This is a genomic window from Burkholderia mycopellens (assembly GCF_964265025.1).
In the GTDB taxonomy this organism is placed as follows: domain Bacteria; phylum Pseudomonadota; class Gammaproteobacteria; order Burkholderiales; family Burkholderiaceae; genus Burkholderia.
On the sequence record NZ_OZ183804.1, the window covers coordinates 310,648 to 327,359 of the forward strand.

Genomic DNA, 16,712 nt, shown 5'->3' on the forward strand with positions numbered 1-16,712 from the left:
CAGGATGTCGACATGTTCGAGTTGCGATGTGCAGATTAGGCGAGTCTCGACTCGCGCCGCCATATACCGAGGCGGGAATGGGCTTGGATTTTTCCCGACATGCAGGGTGTCGGTTTGCGGTCGCGGAATATTTCTTGAAAAACTGGCGCGCATTATTCAGTTCCGGTCACGCCAATACGTGAGTGCTCAAAAGACATTCCCGACACATGGCAGCCGGATGCGCAACGATGGCGATCTGGCTATCTGCGCGGCGTAGGTTGGCGTCGTCGGCAAATGCGAACGCGAACGCACCCCGGCCGAGGTCATGCAATCAATTCGCCGCGATCGATTCATTGGCGTGTTCATGGATGTGCTTGAACCGGTCTTGCCCGAGCAATGGTGTTCGTCAGGTCATTGGGCTAGAGTGAGCGCTTCCCCGGCGCCTTCGAACCGGCTTCCCCCTACGCGGATCATCGACGAGACCAATCCATGCAACTTCAAACCGGTAACCTGTTCGCCACCGAAGGCCGGCGCGGCAACGATGAGCAAATCGATCTCCTCGTCACGGGCCAGCGTCTGAACGTAGAGCGAATCGTATCGATGGGGCACACGAGCCCCGACGGCTTTTGGTATGACGACTCACGCGCCGAATGGGTCGTGTTGCTGTCGGGCGCAGCCGTACTCGAATTCGAAGAAGGCCCGACGCGCCATGAAATGCACCCGGGCGACTACGTGCTGATCGAGCCGCATTGCCGCCATCGCGTCGCGTGGACGCACGAAGAAACGCAATCCGTCTGGCTTGCGATTTATTACGAACGTTGAATCAGGAAATATTGGGCAGAATACGATCGGGCGCGTAGCATGCCGCCACGCGCCGAATGAGACAAAGCTTCATCAACCGGAACGGTCTTTGAATACCGCCGGTATCGATGCCCAAATAACAGGACGGCGTGCTGACCCGCACGCCGTTGCACGTCTGGAATCTTATTCCTGGATCAGGAATCGATTGCGATTCTTCGCGTCCTTGATCCATGCGGGCGCGCGACCACGGCCCGACCAGGTTGCCCCGGTCTTCGGGTCGCGATACTTTGCCTGCACGGGGGCGGCCGCTTGCTTGGCCGGTCGACCACGGCGCGTACCGAAAATATCCTTCTCGGTAATGCCGAATTCCGCCACCTTGGTGCGGATGTCGTCGACGATCGCCTGGAATTCCGCGGCACGTGCAGCTTCGGCTTTCTCGGCCAAAGCTTCCATTTGGGCTTTCAGTTCCTTGTACGTTGCCATGTATCACTCTTCAGGTTGAGTACACACATGATAGCGGTTTCAGCGGAAAATTTTGAGGAAATTCTCTTCTACGACGCGTTTTGTTGTCGATAAGACGACACAGGACTGCTTCGAACACCTGAAAAGTGTGTCATGTTTGAGAAATCGTAGAGGGTTACCCGGACACTTTTAACGGCAGCGGCACGTCGCTTTGACCGTTCCCGGCGGGTTTTCTTCTTGAAGACAACCGGCATAAACTTAACTCCGCTTTACATTTTTTATGAAGTATCGGGGAATTCACCCATGAACAGAGACGATAAGCTGAGCCGGATCTCGGCCGAATTCGGCTTCAATCCGGACGAGGAAATCAGGATTGGTGGAAAGTACCGGCCCGTCCTGGTCGACGGGAACACGGCCTACATTGCCGGTCAGATTCCGCGGATCGGCGATGTGGTGCATTTCGTTGGCGTCGTGGGGGAATCCGTTTCGCTCGACGAAGCTCGCCGGGCCGCCGGCGTATCGGCGCTGCGTGCGCTCTCGCTGATCAGAAAGCACTGCGGCACGCTCGACGCGATCGCGACGGTGCCACGCATCACCGTCTATGTGCGAAGCACGCCTGACTTCACGATGCAAAGCGAAGTGGCTGACGGCGCATCCGATGTCCTGTACGCGGTGCTTGGCGACGCAGGCGTCCACGCGCGTTCGTCGGTCGGCGTGCTGCAATTGCCCAAAGGCGCGTCGGTGGAAGCGGATTTCATTTTCGGGTTGAAGCAGGGCAATGCCGATGACTGACTGAAACGGGTCGTCTCTCGCGGGTGCGTAGTTCCGCGAAACATTCGGATATCCGGCACACGACTTGCCTGCGAGTGACAACAGGCACCTGCAATGCCGAAAGAAAATGAAACGGCTGGCGAACGAATTCGAGACGTCGCTCGACGAAGAGGATCTCGCGAAGGTTCAGGCGGCATTCGATACCTGTGATGCGAACCTGCGCGGCGGGCGGGGAAGGTGGGCTGCGCTGTCGTGCGACCTGCATCCAGACGATCTCGCTCGTCGAGCAGGGGGCGGACGTTGCCGTGGCCGACGCATATGGCGCACGGCGCTCCACGTTCGCGCTCGCAGTCGTCGCGCATGGGGGCGTGCACTACGCCCGTGCACGCCACACATCCGCGCCTCCTGCCTGCCCGGCGGCAGTGTGCTGACTGCGCGCCGTTCAAGTGGCCGGTGCGATGGCGCCCCGTCGCCGGCCGGCAACCGCATTCCTGCCGCGCGACTCCGGGCTTCCCGTCACCACCGGAAATCCCCGTCCCGCCAATCTCGCGCCGCATCCCCACTTTGGGAGATGCCAGCACCCGACAGCAAGCCTACGATTGACCGCAGGGCATCGGGTCGGATGTCATCAGAACAAACGGACAGGCCCGCCGTTCCGTGTCGAAATCAGTGAATGCCCACGAGGTTGACTGACACAGCTTCTGCGTACGATGGCGACACGACGTGTGCGGTGAGTCGTTTGCATCGCAACACGATGGCGCGTTGATGACGGAAGGCCTGTTGTCGTATTTCGGGGAATTTCAATCCATATGCTGGCACGAGACTATGCAGAACGAGAGCTCTCTCACATTCAGAGAATGGTCGCTCTCCTGGACAGCGAGACGAACGCTGACGATGTGTCGATGTCGGGCGCGGGGCGTGTGCGACATCCGAGCTACTGGCGCGGGCGAATCGAGGAACTGCTGTCGGCGCCCGATGTGCCGCGCCACGTCAGGACGCTCAGCGAAGCGGTGCTCGCGAAGCTCGACGCGATGGAGATGCGGTTCGCGACGATGAAGTAAAGTCATCGTCGGATGCGGCGCTTACATGCGCTTCATCGCGTCGCCGACCGGATGGCCGGTCGCTTGTCCGGGTGTCATCACGTCAAGCAGGGCCGCGCGAAACGCGGCCATCTCCGCAGCGGTGCCGATGGACACGCGAAGGTACGCCGGCGGCCCGGACTCGCGAATCAGGACGCCGTGGCGCAGGAGTCCGCTCCAGATCCGGTGTCGATCCGCAAACTCGCCGAACATCACGAAGTTGGCATCGGAATCGGCTACCGTGAGGCCCAGGCCACGCAGCCAGCGGACGGTCGAATCGCGCTCGGCCTTGATGGCCTCGACTTGCGACAGCATCTCGTCGCGCGCGGCCAGCGCCGCGCAGGCCGCCGCCTGGGTAAACGCGGACAGGTGGTAGGGCAATCGAACCCGCTTCAGCGCTTCGACGACCGCCGGCGCGCACGCGCAATACCCGACGCGGCCGCCCGCGAACTTGAACGCCTTGCTCAACGTGCGGGTGACGACGAGCCGCGGATGCTCGGGCAGCAGCGTCACCGCGCTGGGGACGCCGCGACGCCGGAACTCCGCATAAGCTTCGTCGACGACGACCACGCCCGGCGCGACGTCGAGTATCGCGCGGATATCGTCGATCGGCAGCGCGGTGCCGGTCGGGTTGTTCGGCGACGTCAGCAGCACCACGCTCGGCTGGTGCTCGCGAATGCTGTCGAGCGCCTGATCCCGATCCAGCGTGAAATCCCTGGTGCGCGGCAACGTATGCAGGCGCGTGAAAGTCGTGCGGCAGTATTCGTCATACATGGGATACGCGGGCGTGAAGGCCAGCGCCGAACGCCCCGGGCCGCCGAATGCCTGCAGGATCTGCTGGATCACTTCATTCGAGCCGTTGGCCGCCCACACGCGCGAGGCGTCGACCGTCACGCCGGTGTCGTGCGTCAGATACGCAGCCAGATGCGCCCGCAGCTCGGCAAAGTCGCGATCGGGATAGCGGTTCGCCGCGCGCGCCGCGTCGGCCACCGCGGTCGCGATGCGCTCGACGAGCGCGGGCGACGGCGGATACGGATTCTCGTTGACGTTCAGGCAGACCGGCACGTCGAGCTGCGGCGCCCCGTACGCGTGCTGCAACTTGAGATCCTCGCGCAGCGGTAAATCCGGCAACGCGATTGCTTTCCAGGGCTGTTGCATTGAAGACACTCCATACGGGTTCGATTGATCGGCGCGGCAGGTTTTCGAGGCGGCAAAAAACAAAAAAGGCGCCGGAGGCGCCTTGGTTGTCGTCTTGATCGGGTATTTACCCGATGCAATTGCTAGATGCGAAACGAGCCACGGCGCAACAGGGGGCGGCCGTGGTGATGGTGCAGCGAGAGCGTGGTGTTTCGAATCGTCATGCGCCGCATCATGGCATACCGTGATCCGGATGAAAAGCGATCGGCATCGCATATGCCGGAAAAACGGCCATTACGTCAGACGATAAACGGTAACAAACGTGGTATTTCGATCAAGCGCGAACGAGTGATTCAAACGTTGGCGCCGATTGACTAAGATGCGCAGAAGACGTTCGACAAAAACGCACGGCGCGGGGTGGCCAGATGCAAATGAACGGATTGATTCCATCGGCATGGGTCGATGACGTCTATGCTGCGGCACTCGGCGATCAGCGATGGGAAACGGTGCTGGACGGGCTGCGATCGTGGGTCGGCGTGCGCATGGTCACGCTGCTGTCGTTCGACGACGCGGCGCGGGTGCCGGCGATCGAGCAGGCGGCGGGTGACGACGCGTCGTGGGTCGCCGCGTGTTACGACACTTACAACACCGAGTTCTATCTGTACGACCCGGTCGTGCCGGTCGCCGCCAACTGGCCGGCGGGCCGCTGGTTCGAGGACGTCAAGCACCTGTCTGCCCACCAGCGCGCACACGGCGCGTTCTACCAGGAATTCCTTCACCCTTATGGGCTCGGCAGCATCTCGGGCCTGTACATCCGTCGCAGCGAGGGCTCCGGCGCATTCCTCAGCGTCCAGAGCGGCCCCGAATCGCAAGGCCTTTCCGATGACCAGCGCCACGCGATCGAAACCATGGGAATGCACATCGGCCGCGCGCTGCAGATCCAGGCACGGATCGGCGCGCTCGAAGCGCGCGTGGCCGCCGCCGAATCGGCGCTTGACGCGATTCCGGTGCCGGTCTTCCTGCTCGGCGAGCAGCGTGAGCTGCGCTATACGAATCGCGCGGCCGATCAACTGCTCGCGGCCGAACCGGCGCTGCGGGTCGTGAACGGGCGATTCGCGCCGGAAGGCTGTGTCGACGATGCGCAATGGCGGCGCGCGCACGCGCGCGGCGGGCTGCTGTTGCGGCGCTCGACGGGCGAACCGCTGCCGCTGGCGCTGATGCCGGTGCCCGAGCAGTCACGGCTGATGCGCGAGCGGCCGGGCGTCGCGACGCTGATGACGGCCGCCGACCTGCGTTCGCCGTCGGCCCGCGCGCAGCGGCTGCGCGTGTTCTACGGGCTGTCGTCGGCCGAAGCCGAGCTCGCCGTGCTGTTGTGCTGCGACGGGCTGTCGCCGCAGGAATGCGCCGGGTTGCGCGGCGTGTCGATCGGCACGATCCGCTCGCAGATCAAATCGATCTACGCGAAGACGGCAGTGGCGCGCGCGGCGCAACTGACATCGCTGGTCATGCAGACGTGATGGCGCGGGGCAGGCCTGGGCGCCTGCCGCCGCCCGGATTCCCTGTCGTTCCTTCCCGGTCGTGCCGCACGCGGCGGTGCGTGGCCGGCGCGCGCGCATGGCATCGCGCCAACGGACTAGCGGTGTGATCAGTCATCCTACAACAAATGCAGGCGACGCGAAAGATTGCTTCCCGATGCCGGCGGAAGCAACGGGCCGCCCCTCCGGCTCGAATGCGGCCCCGGATCCAGAAAACGTTTCGCGCAAATACGCCTAAACAGAGAAAACGATTCCCTGAAATTTCCCCACAACCCGCCATGACAATGCTTCTACGGGTATGCACCAAGTGAGTTAAACGATTAACCGACGTACATTCGCGTCAACACGTCATACGACGTATGACTCAGCGGTCAGCGCGCACGCCGCCGAAGCATGCGCATGCCGGCGGATCGCCGCGCAACAACGAGCACAACCATCAAGGAGACTGACGATGAAGCACCGATTCAACCGCTCCCGTATTGCCCTGGCCGTCGCGCTGATGGCTGGCTGCGCGATGTCTGCCCAGGCGCGCGTGTTCCGCTCGGCGGACGTGCATGGCGACAACTTCCCGACCAACATGGCCGTGAAGTTCATGGGCGACGAACTGTCGAAGCAGACGGGCGGCAAGGATTCGATCAAGGTGTTCGGCAACAGCGCGCTCGGCTCGGAGAAGGACACGGTCGACCAGGTGCGGATCGGCGCGATCGACATGGCGCGCGTGAACGGCGCGTCGTTCAACGAGATCGTGCCGGAATCGTTGATCCCGTCGTTCCCGTTCCTGTTCCGCGACGTCGACCATTTCCGCAAGGCGATGTATGGCCCGGCCGGCCAGAAGATCCTCGATGCGTTCACCGCGAAGGGGATGATCGCGCTGACGTTCTACGAGAGCGGCGCGCGCTCGATCTACGCGAAGCGCCCGGTGCGCTCGCCGGCCGACATGAAGGGGCTGAAGGTGCGCGTGCAACCGTCCGACCTGATGGTCGACGAGATCAGGGCGATGGGCGGCACGCCGACGCCGATGCCGTTCGCAGAGGTGTATACGGGCCTGAAGACGGGGCTCGTCGACGCGGCCGAAAACAACATGCCGTCGTACGAGGAAACAAAGCACTACGAAGTAGCGCCCGACTACTCGGAGACGCAGCACGCGATGACGCCGGAAGTGCTGGTGTTCTCGAAGAAGGTCTGGGACACGCTGTCGCCGCAGGAGCAGGCGGCCATCAAGAAGGCGGCGGCCGATTCGGTGCCGTACTACCAGAAGCTGTGGACCGCGCGCGAAGCGTCCGCGCAGCAGGCCGTGACGAAGGGCGGCGCGAAGATCCTGCCGGCCGCGCAGATCGACCGCGCGGCGTTCGTGAAGGCGATGCAGCCGCTGTGGACCAAGTATGAAAAGACGCCGCAGATGAAGCAGATCGTCGACGAGATCGAGGCCACCAAGTGACGCGTCGCACTTCCCTGAACAGCGCAGCGGCCGCGGGCGGGGCGGGCGCCGCCCCGGACGGCGCGACGCCGGCGCGGCCGCATGCCGCGCCGCTCTTGCGCTGCGTGAACGACGTGCTGTTGCGCGTGCTGGCCGTGATCGCGTCGGCGTGCCTGGCGGTGCTGACGGTGCTGGTGTTCTACGCGGTCGTGATGCGCTACGTGTTCGAGAACGCGCCGGATTTCGTCGAGCCGATCGCGCTGCTGCTCGTGATCGTGATCGCGATGTTCGGTGCGGCGATGAAGGTGCGCGACGGCGGCCATATCGGGCTCGATTCGCTCGTGCGCCGGCTGCCGCCGACATCGCGCACGGTGGTGATCGCGATCCAGCACCTGAGCCTGATCGCGTTCGCGATCATGATCATGGTCGGCTGCGGCAGCATGGCCGCCGAGACGATGGGCGATCGCATCCCGATCATCGGGATTCCGGAAGGTGTGCGCTACCTGATCGCGATGCCCGCGGCGATCGCCATCATCCTCTTCTCGCTCGAGCACCTGCTCGCGCTTCGTCGTTCTACGCCGGGACAATAACGCCATGGAACTCGCGATCCTGTCCGTCAGTTTTCTGATTTTCCTCGTGCTGGGCGTGCCTGTGTCGTTCGCGCTCGGGATAGCCTGCGTGCTGACCTATATGGTCGAAGGCTTGCCGATCGCGACCGCGATGCAGGCCATGATTTCTGGGATGAATGCGTTCTCGTTCCTCGCGGTGCCGTTCTTCATCTTCTCCGGCGAACTGATGCTGCACGGCGGCATCGCGGACCGGATCCTGCGCTTCGCGCAGGCAACCGTCGGCCACTTCCGCGGTGGCCTCGGGATGGCGAACGTCGTTGCCTGTACGCTGTTCGGCGGCGTGTCGGGCTCGCCGACCGCCGATACGTCGGCGATGGGCGGCGTGGTGATTCCGCTGATGAAGCGCGAAGGATACAGCGCCGCGTACGCGGTCAACGTGACGACGCATGCTTCGCTTGCCGGCGCGCTGATGCCGACGTCGACCAACATGATCATCTACGCGTTCGCCGCGCAGGGCATCACCGGCATGCTGCACGGCCAGCCGGTGAGCGGCGTGTCGATCGGCGACCTGCTGTTCTCGGGGCTGCTGCCGGTGTTGTGGGTGATGGGTTTCGTGCTCGCCGCCGCGTACTGGCAGGCCGTGCGTCACGGCTATCCGCGCCGTGAAGACGGTTCGTCGGCGCTGCCCGCGTTTCCCGGCTGGTATGCGGTGCTGCGCAGCTTCGTCGGCGCGGTGCCCGGGCTGATGGTGATCGCGATCATCCTCGTGTGTGTCGCGAAGGGGATTGCCACCGCGACCGAAGCGGCCGCGATCGCCGTCGTGTACTCGCTCGTGCTGACCGCGGTGGTCTACCGGACGCTGACGGCCGAGAAGCTGCGCCGCGCGCTGACGCATGCGGCGCGTACGACGGGTGTCGTGCTGCTGCTGATCGCGGTGTCCAACATGCTGCGCTTCCAGATGTCGTACCTCGAGATCCCGGATGCGATCGAAGGGCTGCTGAAGCAGTCGACCGCAGCGCCCTGGCTGATGCTGCTGTACATCAACATCATCCAGGTGTTCCTCGGCACGTTCGTCGACATGGCCGCGCACATCCTGATCACGACGCCGCTGTTCCTGCCGATCGCGATGGCGTGCGGCGTCGGGCCGGTGCAGTTCGGGATCATGCTGCTGCTGAACTGCTCGCTCGGCCTCGTGCACCCGCCGATCGGCTCGGTGCAGTTCGTCGGCTGCGCGATCGGCAACGTGTCGATCGGCGAGACCACGAAGATGGCGTGGCCGTATTATCTCGCGATCTTCAGTGCGATCAACATCGTCACGTACCTGCCGTTCTTCTCGACGTGGCTGCCGAGCGTCATCAGCGGGCACGCGGTGTTCTGATCGCGCGCTTCGCTTGTCTTCGCCCGTCGCGGCGCCGGACGACCGAGGTGGTCCGGCGCCGCCTTTGCATGCGTTGCTCCCTTCACGTCACCGGAAGACGCGTGAGCACGAAGACACGCTGCAGTGCCGCTCGCGGTGAGCAGGGCCTATCTGTCGACCGACGCATCCGGGGCACCCCCATTGCATGGCGGTCCATCGGCCTGCCGATCATCGCGCCAATCCGCCAGCTCGCGCCACAGCGCCGGGCGCGCGTGATCGCGGGGCGACAGCGCGATCACGTAGACGGCGCCGCGCACGTTGACCACGACACCCGAGTCGGGCAGCGTGGCCGGGATACCGGAGCACGGTTGACCGGCGTCCGGTTCGGAAGCGGTGCGCGGGCCGGGCGGGCGTCGAAACATCATCTGAATTCTCCATGGCGCCTCGATACGGCGCGTCAGTAGCGGACACGCCCGATCAACCCCAGCGGGTCGATCGCGTGCTGGACGGCGGCGGCGACCTGGCGGTGCGCGGCCGGCACATGCTTGCGGTAGTACGCGACGTTGACCGGCCCGACGCCATGCTCGGCGCTGAAGCAGCCACCGGCCCGCACCACGCGGTCGTACAGCGCGCCGCGCAGCGCCACCTGCTGCAGTGGCCCGTAGCGTTCCGCACTCGCGTGCGGGATCGACACGACGAGATGACAGCCGCCGTCGCCGAAATGCCCGAACGCGTAACAGCGCAGCGACGGATGCGTGGCCGCGATCCATTGCTCGGCATCGGCGACGAACGCGGCCAGTGCGCTGCGCGGAAACGACACGTCGAACGACAGCGGCAGGCCTTCTTGCGCGACCGCGACCGGCAGCGCGTCGCGGATTCGCCAGAACCGTTCGGCCGGCGCGCAGGCCGCGTCGAGCACCACGCGTTCGCCCGCCAGCGCGTCGAGCGTCGCGACGGTGCGTTCCTCGAGCAGCGCATCGAGCCCCGCCATGCCGGTCGCGATCTCGACGAGCGCGTAGCACGCGGCGTCGTTTGCGGCGAACGGAACGCGCAACGCCGGAAACGCGGCCGCGACGCAGCCGACGGCCGCCGCCGACATGAATTCGAATGCCGACAGCATCTCGCCGAACACGCGCTCGAACGCGAGCAGGCCGGCGAGCGCCGCGTCGTACGACGCAAACGCGACGAACGCGGCGCACGACGACCGTTCGAGCGGCGCGAGGGCGAACGACACGGCCGTCACGAGCCCGTTGGCGCCGTTCGCGCCGATGAAGCATTGCGCGACGTCGAAGCCCGCGTTGCGTTTGCGCAGCGGCGCGAGCGCGTCGATCACGGTGCCCGCTGCGTCGGCGAGCACGACTTCGACGCCGAGCACGTTGCGGCGCACGTCGCCGTACTTGATCAGGCGGCTGCCGCCCGCGTTGGCGCCGACGAGGCCGCCGGCCGCCGGATCGCTGCCGAGGTCGATCGGCAGGCAGAGGCCGGCTTCGGCCGCCACGCGGTTGATGTCGGACAGCCGCACGCCGGCCTCGACCGTGATGCTGCGATTCGCCGCGTCGAACGCGCGAACGGCACGCATCCGGTCGAACGACACCACGCATTGCGTGCCGTTGCGATCGGGCACGGCGGCGCCGACGAGCCCGGTGCGCGCGCCCTGCGCGACGAGCGCGATGCGGTGCGCGACGGCGATCCGCGCGAGCGCGCTCGTGTCGGCGGTCGAAGCCGGCCGCGCGACGCCGAGCGCAATGCCGCCGTGGAGCGTCACGTCCGTCGTGTACGGCTCGCATGCGTCGTCGGACGCACCGTCGAGCCAGCCGTCGCCGAGCGTCGCGGCGAGCGCGTGCCGCTGCGCGGTGCGGTCGGGCAGCGCGCTCATCGTCAGCCGGCCCGCACGAGCTGCTTGCGCAGCCGGCCGCGCACGACGACCAGCGCGATCAGCGGCACGACGCCGCCCCACAGCGGACTGTGGCGCATCGTGATCGACACGGCGAGCGCGACGACAGTGACGGCGAGCAGCACGATCGACAGCGAGCGCGCCCGAGCGTGGTCGACGAACGTGCCGTCGACGAAGCCGCCGTCCGACCACGCGGTATGCACGATGCCGACGACCAGCACGCAGACGAGCATCGCGGCGGGCCCGAGTTCCTCGCCCCACAAACGGCTACCTGTCGGCGACACGAGCGCGAGCACCGCGCCGATCACGAGGAACAGGTCGACGCCGAGCGCGATGCTGTTGCGGTCCGCGCGGCGGATCAGCCACGCGCCGTGCACGAGCGCCAGCACGCCGCCGATCAGGAACGCGTGCGTCCAGCGCACGTCCGGCTGCTCGGGGCCGAGCCGGCCATAGAACAGGAACACGATCGCCGGCAGGAAGTTGCTCGCGTGCAGCAGGTAGTCGGTCATGGGATTGCTCGATTTCATCGGGTGGTTCTCCTTCGTCGAAACAGCGAAACGTCGAAACAGCGGACGACGCGTCATGCGTCGTGCCAGCGGAACAGCCGCACGGCGGCGAACAGGAACAGCGCCGTGCTCGCGGCCATGCCGAGCAGTTGCGGCGCGAGCTGCGCATAGGGGGCGCCGTCGACCAGCGCGCCGCGCAGCGCGACCGCGAACTGGTTGGTCGGCAGGAACGCGAGCGCCGCCTTCAGCCAGGCCGGCGCGTCGTGCATCGGGATCGTCAGGTCGCTGAAGAACAGCAGCGGGTAGTAGGTGACGTTGCAGGCGAGTTCGGCGGCGGCCAGCGATTGGGTGCGGCTCGCGAGCAGCACGCCGATGCTGAGCACCATCGCCGCGCCGAGCAGGACGATCGGCAACGCGCGCAGCCCGTCCGGCGTCGCGATCGGCAGCGCGATGCCGAACGCAACGCGTGCGACCGTCAGCAGCACGAGCGCCGACAGCGCCATCATCACCATCCGCGCGACGATCAGCGCGGCGAGGAACACGCCGCGCGAGACCGGGAAGCACACGTACAGCTTGAACGTATTGCGTTCGCGCAGCGACGCGATCGCGGTCGTCGTCGAATTGAGGCCGATCGCCATGAACGCCATCACGAGAATGCCGGTCGCGAAGAACGCGCCATAGTCGAACGGGCGGCGCGCCGGCGCCGCGTTCTCGTAGTGCACTTGCGCGGCGGGCACCCCGAGCCGCTGCGCGGCGCAGCGCGCGAGCGCGATCTCGACGACGCGCGACGCGGCCTTGACCGCGAGCGAGCCGTTGAAGTCGTAGCGGATCGTCGCGGGCGTGCGCTCGTCGGTGCCGAGCACGACGGTCACGCGATCGGCCGCCGCGCCGCGGCCGTCGAACCTCGCCTTCACCGTGTCGCTGTGCGAGAAGCTGGCGACGATCTGCGCTTCGCAGGCGCGGCTGTACGGCGTTGCGCCGCCGGGCACGTCGAACGCGATGTCCGCGGTGCCGAGCGAACCCGATCCGCCGAACGCGAACAGCATCACGCTCAGCAGGAACAGCGGGAACACGAGCGTCCAGAACAGCGACGAGCGGCTGCGCAGATAGCCGAGCAGCTCGTTGCGCACCAGGATCAGGAACACCTTAGTCATGGGAAGGGCCCTCGGTACAGAGGCGCAGCAGGTCGCCCGGCGTGCTCGGCGCGAGCGCGAGATGCTGGATGCCCTGTTCGCCGACGATCCGGTGCACGTTCGGATGCAGCGTCGCGTCGCCGAACACCTCGACGACATGCGTGGCCGATACGCGCACGCCGGTCACGCCCGGCAGCGCCGCGAGGCGCTTGCGCAGCGCGCGCGCATCGGCTTCGTCGCGGCAATGCAGGACCGCGCGCGCCTCGCCGACGAGCTCGGCGCGCAGCGCGTCCTTGTCGCCCTGGTAGCGCACGCCGCCGTCGCGCACCCACACGAGATCGTCGACGACGGCAAGTTCCTCCTCCGCGTGGCAGATCATCGCCACGCTCGTGCCGCGTGCACGCTGGCGCAGCAGGTCGATCACGACGCCCGCATAGCGGCGGTCGAGGCCGGTAAACGGTTCGTCGAGCACGGCGAGTTCGGGCCGGTGCGCGAGCGCGACGTAGAGATCGACGCGCTGGCGCTGCCCCTTCGAAAGCGCGCGGCACGGCTTGTCGAGCAGTTCGGCGATGCCGAGCGCATCCGTGACCGCCGCATCCGCGTGCACGTACATCGCACGGTGCAGCGCGACGATTTCCGACACGCGCAGATGGTCGGGATACTCGACCTTCTGCAATTGCGCGCCGATGCGCCGCAGCGACGGCGTATCGCGCATGAAGCGCGCGGCCGGCACGTCGAGCACGCGCACGTCGGTGCCGCCGCGCCGGAAGCCGAGCAGCGTCTCGAGCAGCGTGGTCTTGCCGGAGCCGTTCGGCCCGACGATCGCGGTGACGGCGCCGAGCCGGAACCGCACATGCCGCGCGGAAAAACGGAAATCGCCGGCCGCGACGTCGATCGCGCGCGCGCCGAGCGCCGCGCCCGGCGCGTGCGCATCGGGCAGCGGCGGCGTGGCCGTGCGCTGCGGCCGGTCGAACGCGGTGTGCGGGCCGAACAGCGCGCGCACGGAGGCGAGGAACGAATCGCTCATCGTTGCATCCTGTCAGTCGAACAGCATGACCTGCGTGTCGCGCGCGCCCCGGTACGGGTTGCGGCCGTGCGCGACCAGCATGTTGTCGACGACGAGCACGTCGCCGGCCTGCCACGGGAACGCAAGCTCCTCGTCGTCGAATGCGTCGTAGATCGCGACGAGATCGTCGAACGGCATCGGCGACCCGTCGCCATAGCGGATCTCGTACGGGAACGCCGCGCGCCCGGCGTACATGCGTTGCAGGTAGCGGTAGCTGAGCTCGCCCATCGAACGCGGGTTCGGGTGTTGCGCGCTCGCCTGGTTGAACCACACCGTCTCGCCGGTGCGAGGATGCGTGCGCAGCGCGCTGCCGACGTGCGACACGGTCACGCTGCCGTCGTCGAGCCAGCGGCAGCCGACGCCGCGCTCCGCGCACAGCCGCTCGACCTCGTCGCGCTCGCACGTGCCGAACGCGTCATGCCACGGCCGGTGGTATTCGGCGAACGGCAGGTTTGGGTTGGCGGCGAGGCCGTCCGCGCGATCGCCGGGCGCCGCGAAATTGCGCAGGTACATCACGCCGCGTTCGGCGAACCGTTCGCGCAGCGCGGCCGGCACGCGCGCGGTTACGCGCCGCATGTCGCAGATCGGCGTCTCGCCGCCCGCGTCGGCCGGCTGCCGGCAATAGAACGCGACGAGGCGCGGGAACGCGGGCATGTAGGCCATCTCCTGGTGCAGCCCGATCTTGAACGGCGGCGGCATGCGGGTCGACTCGTACACCTGGCCGTCGATCTGCTGGCGGGGCGCCGCACCCGCCGTGTAGCCGTTCGCGTGTGCCGGATACAGCGCGCCGAGGCGGCCGAACGCGGCGGTGTCGGGTACCGCGAAGCCGCGCCACAGCAGCGCGCCGCACGCGTCGAGCAGCGTGTCGATCGTGTCGAGCCGCGAGCGGTACCATGCGACGAACATTTCCGGCGAGGTCGCGAGTTCGGCGCTGCGCGGCGTCACGCACAGCGGCAGCGTCGCACCGGGCGCGACCGCCGAGCAGTGCACGTCGTCGGCGCCGAGCCGCGCGGCGGCGTGTGCGGCGAGGAAGGCGAGGTCGGTCATCACTCAGGCCAGCGCCGGTTTCTTCAGCAGGATCTCGAAGCCGAGCGCGCCGAGCCCGGCGCTCGGGCTGTAGATCGACGCGACTGCCGCGAGACCGGCTTCGGCGACGAGCGCATGCGCTTCGTCGAGCGTGATCTTTTCCTCGACGTGGGTCGGCGGATAGTCGGCGGCGGCGCGCATCTCGGTGAAGCGGTCGAGCAGGTGCTGCGGCGCGTCGCGGCGCATGTCGTGCACGAGCGCGATGCCGCCCGGCTCCAGCACGCGATACATCTCGGTGAGGCTCAACGCCTTGTCGGGCAGGTGGTGCAGCGTCGCGCGGCCGACGGCCATCGTCAGCGCGCCGTCGTCGAACGGCAGCGCGAGCGCGTCGCCGACGCGCATCTCGATCGTGTCGTCGAGATCGAGTTCGTGGATGCGCGGGCGGCCTTCATCGAGCATCGCCGGATCGAGGTCGATGCCGACGTAGCGCCAGCCGCGCATCGCCGGATCGGTTGCGAGCCGCACCGGCACGACGCCGGTGGCCGTGCCGATGTCGGCGATCACGCCGGGCGTCATCCCGCGCGCGAGCTGGCGGATGCGGCTGATGAACAGCAGGTCCCACGGTTCAAGCGTTTCGGTGGCAAAGCGATCGTAGTCGTTCGCCGGGCGCAGGTTCTTGAGCAGCATGACGTTCCTTTTGCTGAGTGCGGAGGGAGGAAGGTTCACAGCCAGCCGACCGGCACGGCGGCCAGCAGCCGTCGCGCGGTCGCGCTGTTGACGCCGAAGGCAGGGCGGCGCCGGCGTTCGACCGCATGCGCGGCCATCGCCGCGATGCGCGCGCCGAGACCGACGCCGACGCCCCACGACGGTGCGGCGACACCGAGTTCGAGCAGCGTCGCGGCCGTCAGGAAATCGATGTTCGGCCGCAAGGCGCGGCGGGCGGCGGCTTGCGCGCAGCACGCGTCGAACAGCGTCACGTACGCGCCGTCGAAGCCTTGCGCCGCGAACCGCGCGCGCATGTGCGGCGGACGCGGGTCTGCCACGAACAGCGGATGGCCGAAGCCGTACAGCGTGTGCTTCGCGTCGAGCGCCGCATCGATCGCCGCGCGCCCGGCCGCGTCGAGCGCGGCGGGCGGTGCACCGGTGCCGCCCGGGATCGACCGCGCGAGCGCGGCGAGCCAGTGCATCGCTTCGAGCGCGGCGCCGACGTGGGACGGTCCGCTCGCGAGGAAACCGGATGCGATCGCCTGCGTGAGCGTGACGCCGGTGCCGATCGCGACACGCGGCGCGAGCACGGTCGGCGTGATGTAGCCGAAGCCGGCGTGCCACGCGACGAGCAGCATGTCCATCGCGGCTTGCGCCGGGGCATCGGTGCGCGTCGCGCCGGTCAGCACGAGCATGCGTTGTGCGTGGTTCGACGTGGCGGCGAGCGCTGCGCCGGCCGAGTCGTCGCGCATGGCGAGCGGGCGGCCTTCGATCGCCGCGTGCAGCAGGAACGGCGCGGCGGCCGCGCACAGCAGCATCGTGTCGAGATCGGCGTCGCCCGGCGCTTCGCCGTGCAGGCGGGCCGTTACGTCGTCGAAACCGCGCAGCAGGCCGGATGCCGCCGCGAACACCGGCGCGACGCCTGCCGCGCCGAGATCCGCTGCGACGGATTGCGCGGCCGAGCCGGGCGCCAGTGCCTCGGCGAACGCCGCGAGCCGCGTGCCGATTGCCGCCTCGTGCGCGCGATGCGCGGCGCTGCCGGGCGTGACGTCGAACCACAGGTGCGCGAGCGCGCCTTCGAACGTCGTCGCGCCGATCAGCGCGTTCAGGTCGAGATCGCGCACGCGCAGCGCTTCGGGTTCGAGCGTCGCGCCGTCGAGGTCGGTGCCGCGATGGCGAGTGGCCGGGCGGCCGAGCAGGTTGCGCGGCGCGTCGCCTGCCGCGGGGCGCGTGGCGGCCGAGGCTGTCGCGCCGGAGTCGAGGGTCGTATCCATG

Annotated in this window: 19 protein-coding genes; 9 read left to right on the forward strand and 10 right to left on the reverse strand. The window is 67.3% G+C overall.

Going from position 1 to position 16,712, the window contains the following annotated elements:
• The first annotated feature begins 468 nt into the window (after positions 1-468).
• Entirely contained in the window at positions 469-801 is a 333-nt protein-coding gene (locus ACPTTC_RS35195; protein WP_423395949.1) for a cupin domain-containing protein, read from the forward strand.
• Positions 802-963: 162 nt separating this feature from the next.
• On the opposite strand, the gene ACPTTC_RS35200 is transcribed toward ACPTTC_RS35195, so the two are convergent.
• Positions 964-1,263 carry an H-NS family nucleoid-associated regulatory protein gene (locus ACPTTC_RS35200; RefSeq protein WP_011350136.1) on the reverse strand — a complete coding sequence of 100 codons (300 nt, stop codon included), beginning with the start codon at positions 1,261-1,263 and terminating at the stop codon, positions 964-966.
• A gap of 282 nt (positions 1,264-1,545) precedes the next feature.
• Here ACPTTC_RS35200 and ACPTTC_RS35205 point away from each other — a divergent pair, with 282 nt between their 5' ends.
• The 3 genes from ACPTTC_RS35205 (at position 1,546) to ACPTTC_RS35215 (ending at position 3,074) form a co-directional block, all read left to right on the forward strand.
• Positions 1,546-2,034, forward strand: a complete 489-nt coding sequence (locus ACPTTC_RS35205; protein ID WP_423396564.1) for a RidA family protein — start codon at positions 1,546-1,548, stop codon at positions 2,032-2,034.
• Between the two features lie 188 nt (positions 2,035-2,222).
• Complete coding sequence (locus ACPTTC_RS35210) at positions 2,223-2,444, forward strand: hypothetical protein (RefSeq protein ID WP_423395950.1); 222 nt, start codon at positions 2,223-2,225, stop codon at positions 2,442-2,444.
• A 378-nt stretch (positions 2,445-2,822) separates the two neighbouring features.
• Complete coding sequence (locus ACPTTC_RS35215) at positions 2,823-3,074, forward strand: hypothetical protein (protein WP_175969178.1); 252 nt, start codon at positions 2,823-2,825, stop codon at positions 3,072-3,074.
• A gap of 21 nt (positions 3,075-3,095) precedes the next feature.
• On the opposite strand, the gene ACPTTC_RS35220 is transcribed toward ACPTTC_RS35215, so the two are convergent.
• A complete protein-coding gene (locus ACPTTC_RS35220; RefSeq protein WP_423395951.1) occupies positions 3,096-4,250 on the reverse strand; it encodes a histidinol-phosphate transaminase in 1,155 nt (384 codons plus the stop codon).
• A 186-nt stretch (positions 4,251-4,436) separates the two neighbouring features.
• On the opposite strand from ACPTTC_RS35220, the gene ACPTTC_RS35225 reads away from it, so the two are divergent.
• From ACPTTC_RS35225 to ACPTTC_RS35245, 5 genes are all read left to right on the forward strand, one after another.
• A complete protein-coding gene (locus tag ACPTTC_RS35225; protein ID WP_423395952.1) occupies positions 4,437-4,607 on the forward strand; it encodes a hypothetical protein in 171 nt (56 codons plus the stop codon).
• Positions 4,608-4,660: 53 nt separating this feature from the next.
• Complete coding sequence (locus tag ACPTTC_RS35230; RefSeq protein WP_423395953.1) at positions 4,661-5,746, forward strand: helix-turn-helix transcriptional regulator; 1,086 nt, start codon at positions 4,661-4,663, stop codon at positions 5,744-5,746.
• Positions 5,747-6,215: 469 nt separating this feature from the next.
• Positions 6,216-7,202, forward strand: a complete 987-nt coding sequence (locus ACPTTC_RS35235) for a TRAP transporter substrate-binding protein (RefSeq protein ID WP_423395954.1) — start codon at positions 6,216-6,218, stop codon at positions 7,200-7,202.
• The gene (locus ACPTTC_RS35240; RefSeq protein ID WP_423395955.1) at positions 7,199-7,771 is read left to right on the forward strand and encodes a TRAP transporter small permease; all 573 of its coding nucleotides are present in this window, start codon (positions 7,199-7,201) and stop codon (positions 7,769-7,771) included. The genes ACPTTC_RS35235 and ACPTTC_RS35240 overlap by 4 nt, the downstream gene beginning before the upstream one ends.
• A gap of 4 nt (positions 7,772-7,775) precedes the next feature.
• Positions 7,776-9,128, forward strand: a complete 1,353-nt coding sequence (locus ACPTTC_RS35245) for a TRAP transporter large permease (RefSeq protein ID WP_423395956.1) — start codon at positions 7,776-7,778, stop codon at positions 9,126-9,128.
• Between the two features lie 146 nt (positions 9,129-9,274).
• On the opposite strand, the gene ACPTTC_RS35250 is transcribed toward ACPTTC_RS35245, so the two are convergent.
• The 8 genes from ACPTTC_RS35250 to ACPTTC_RS35285 are packed head-to-tail and all read right to left on the reverse strand — an operon-like array spanning position 9,275 to position 16,711.
• Positions 9,275-9,532 (reverse strand): hypothetical protein, encoded by a 258-nt coding sequence (locus tag ACPTTC_RS35250; protein WP_423395957.1) that lies wholly within the window; start codon positions 9,530-9,532, stop codon positions 9,275-9,277.
• Between the two features lie 32 nt (positions 9,533-9,564).
• Positions 9,565-10,983: an FAD-binding oxidoreductase gene (locus ACPTTC_RS35255; RefSeq protein ID WP_423395958.1), complete on the reverse strand. Its 1,419-nt coding sequence runs from the start codon at positions 10,981-10,983 to the stop codon at positions 9,565-9,567.
• A 2-nt stretch (positions 10,984-10,985) separates the two neighbouring features.
• Positions 10,986-11,528, reverse strand: coding sequence for a permease (locus tag ACPTTC_RS35260; protein WP_226198371.1), 543 nt, complete (start codon positions 11,526-11,528; stop codon positions 10,986-10,988).
• 53 nt (positions 11,529-11,581) lie between these two features.
• Positions 11,582-12,661, reverse strand: a complete 1,080-nt coding sequence (locus tag ACPTTC_RS35265; RefSeq protein WP_423395959.1) for an ABC transporter permease — start codon at positions 12,659-12,661, stop codon at positions 11,582-11,584.
• Positions 12,654-13,667 (reverse strand): ATP-binding cassette domain-containing protein, encoded by a 1,014-nt coding sequence (locus ACPTTC_RS35270; RefSeq protein ID WP_423395960.1) that lies wholly within the window; start codon positions 13,665-13,667, stop codon positions 12,654-12,656. Before ACPTTC_RS35270 ends, ACPTTC_RS35265 begins: the two co-directional genes overlap by 8 nt.
• 12 nt (positions 13,668-13,679) lie before the next feature.
• On the reverse strand, positions 13,680-14,753 hold the full coding sequence (locus tag ACPTTC_RS35275; protein WP_423395961.1) for a TauD/TfdA family dioxygenase: 1,074 nt from the start codon (positions 14,751-14,753) through the stop codon (positions 13,680-13,682).
• A 3-nt stretch (positions 14,754-14,756) separates the two neighbouring features.
• Positions 14,757-15,419 (reverse strand): class I SAM-dependent methyltransferase, encoded by a 663-nt coding sequence (locus tag ACPTTC_RS35280; RefSeq protein ID WP_226198367.1) that lies wholly within the window; start codon positions 15,417-15,419, stop codon positions 14,757-14,759.
• Between the two features lie 35 nt (positions 15,420-15,454).
• Positions 15,455-16,711: a citrate/2-methylcitrate synthase gene (locus ACPTTC_RS35285; RefSeq protein WP_423395962.1), complete on the reverse strand. Its 1,257-nt coding sequence runs from the start codon at positions 16,709-16,711 to the stop codon at positions 15,455-15,457.
• Position 16,712 lies beyond the last annotated feature (1 nt).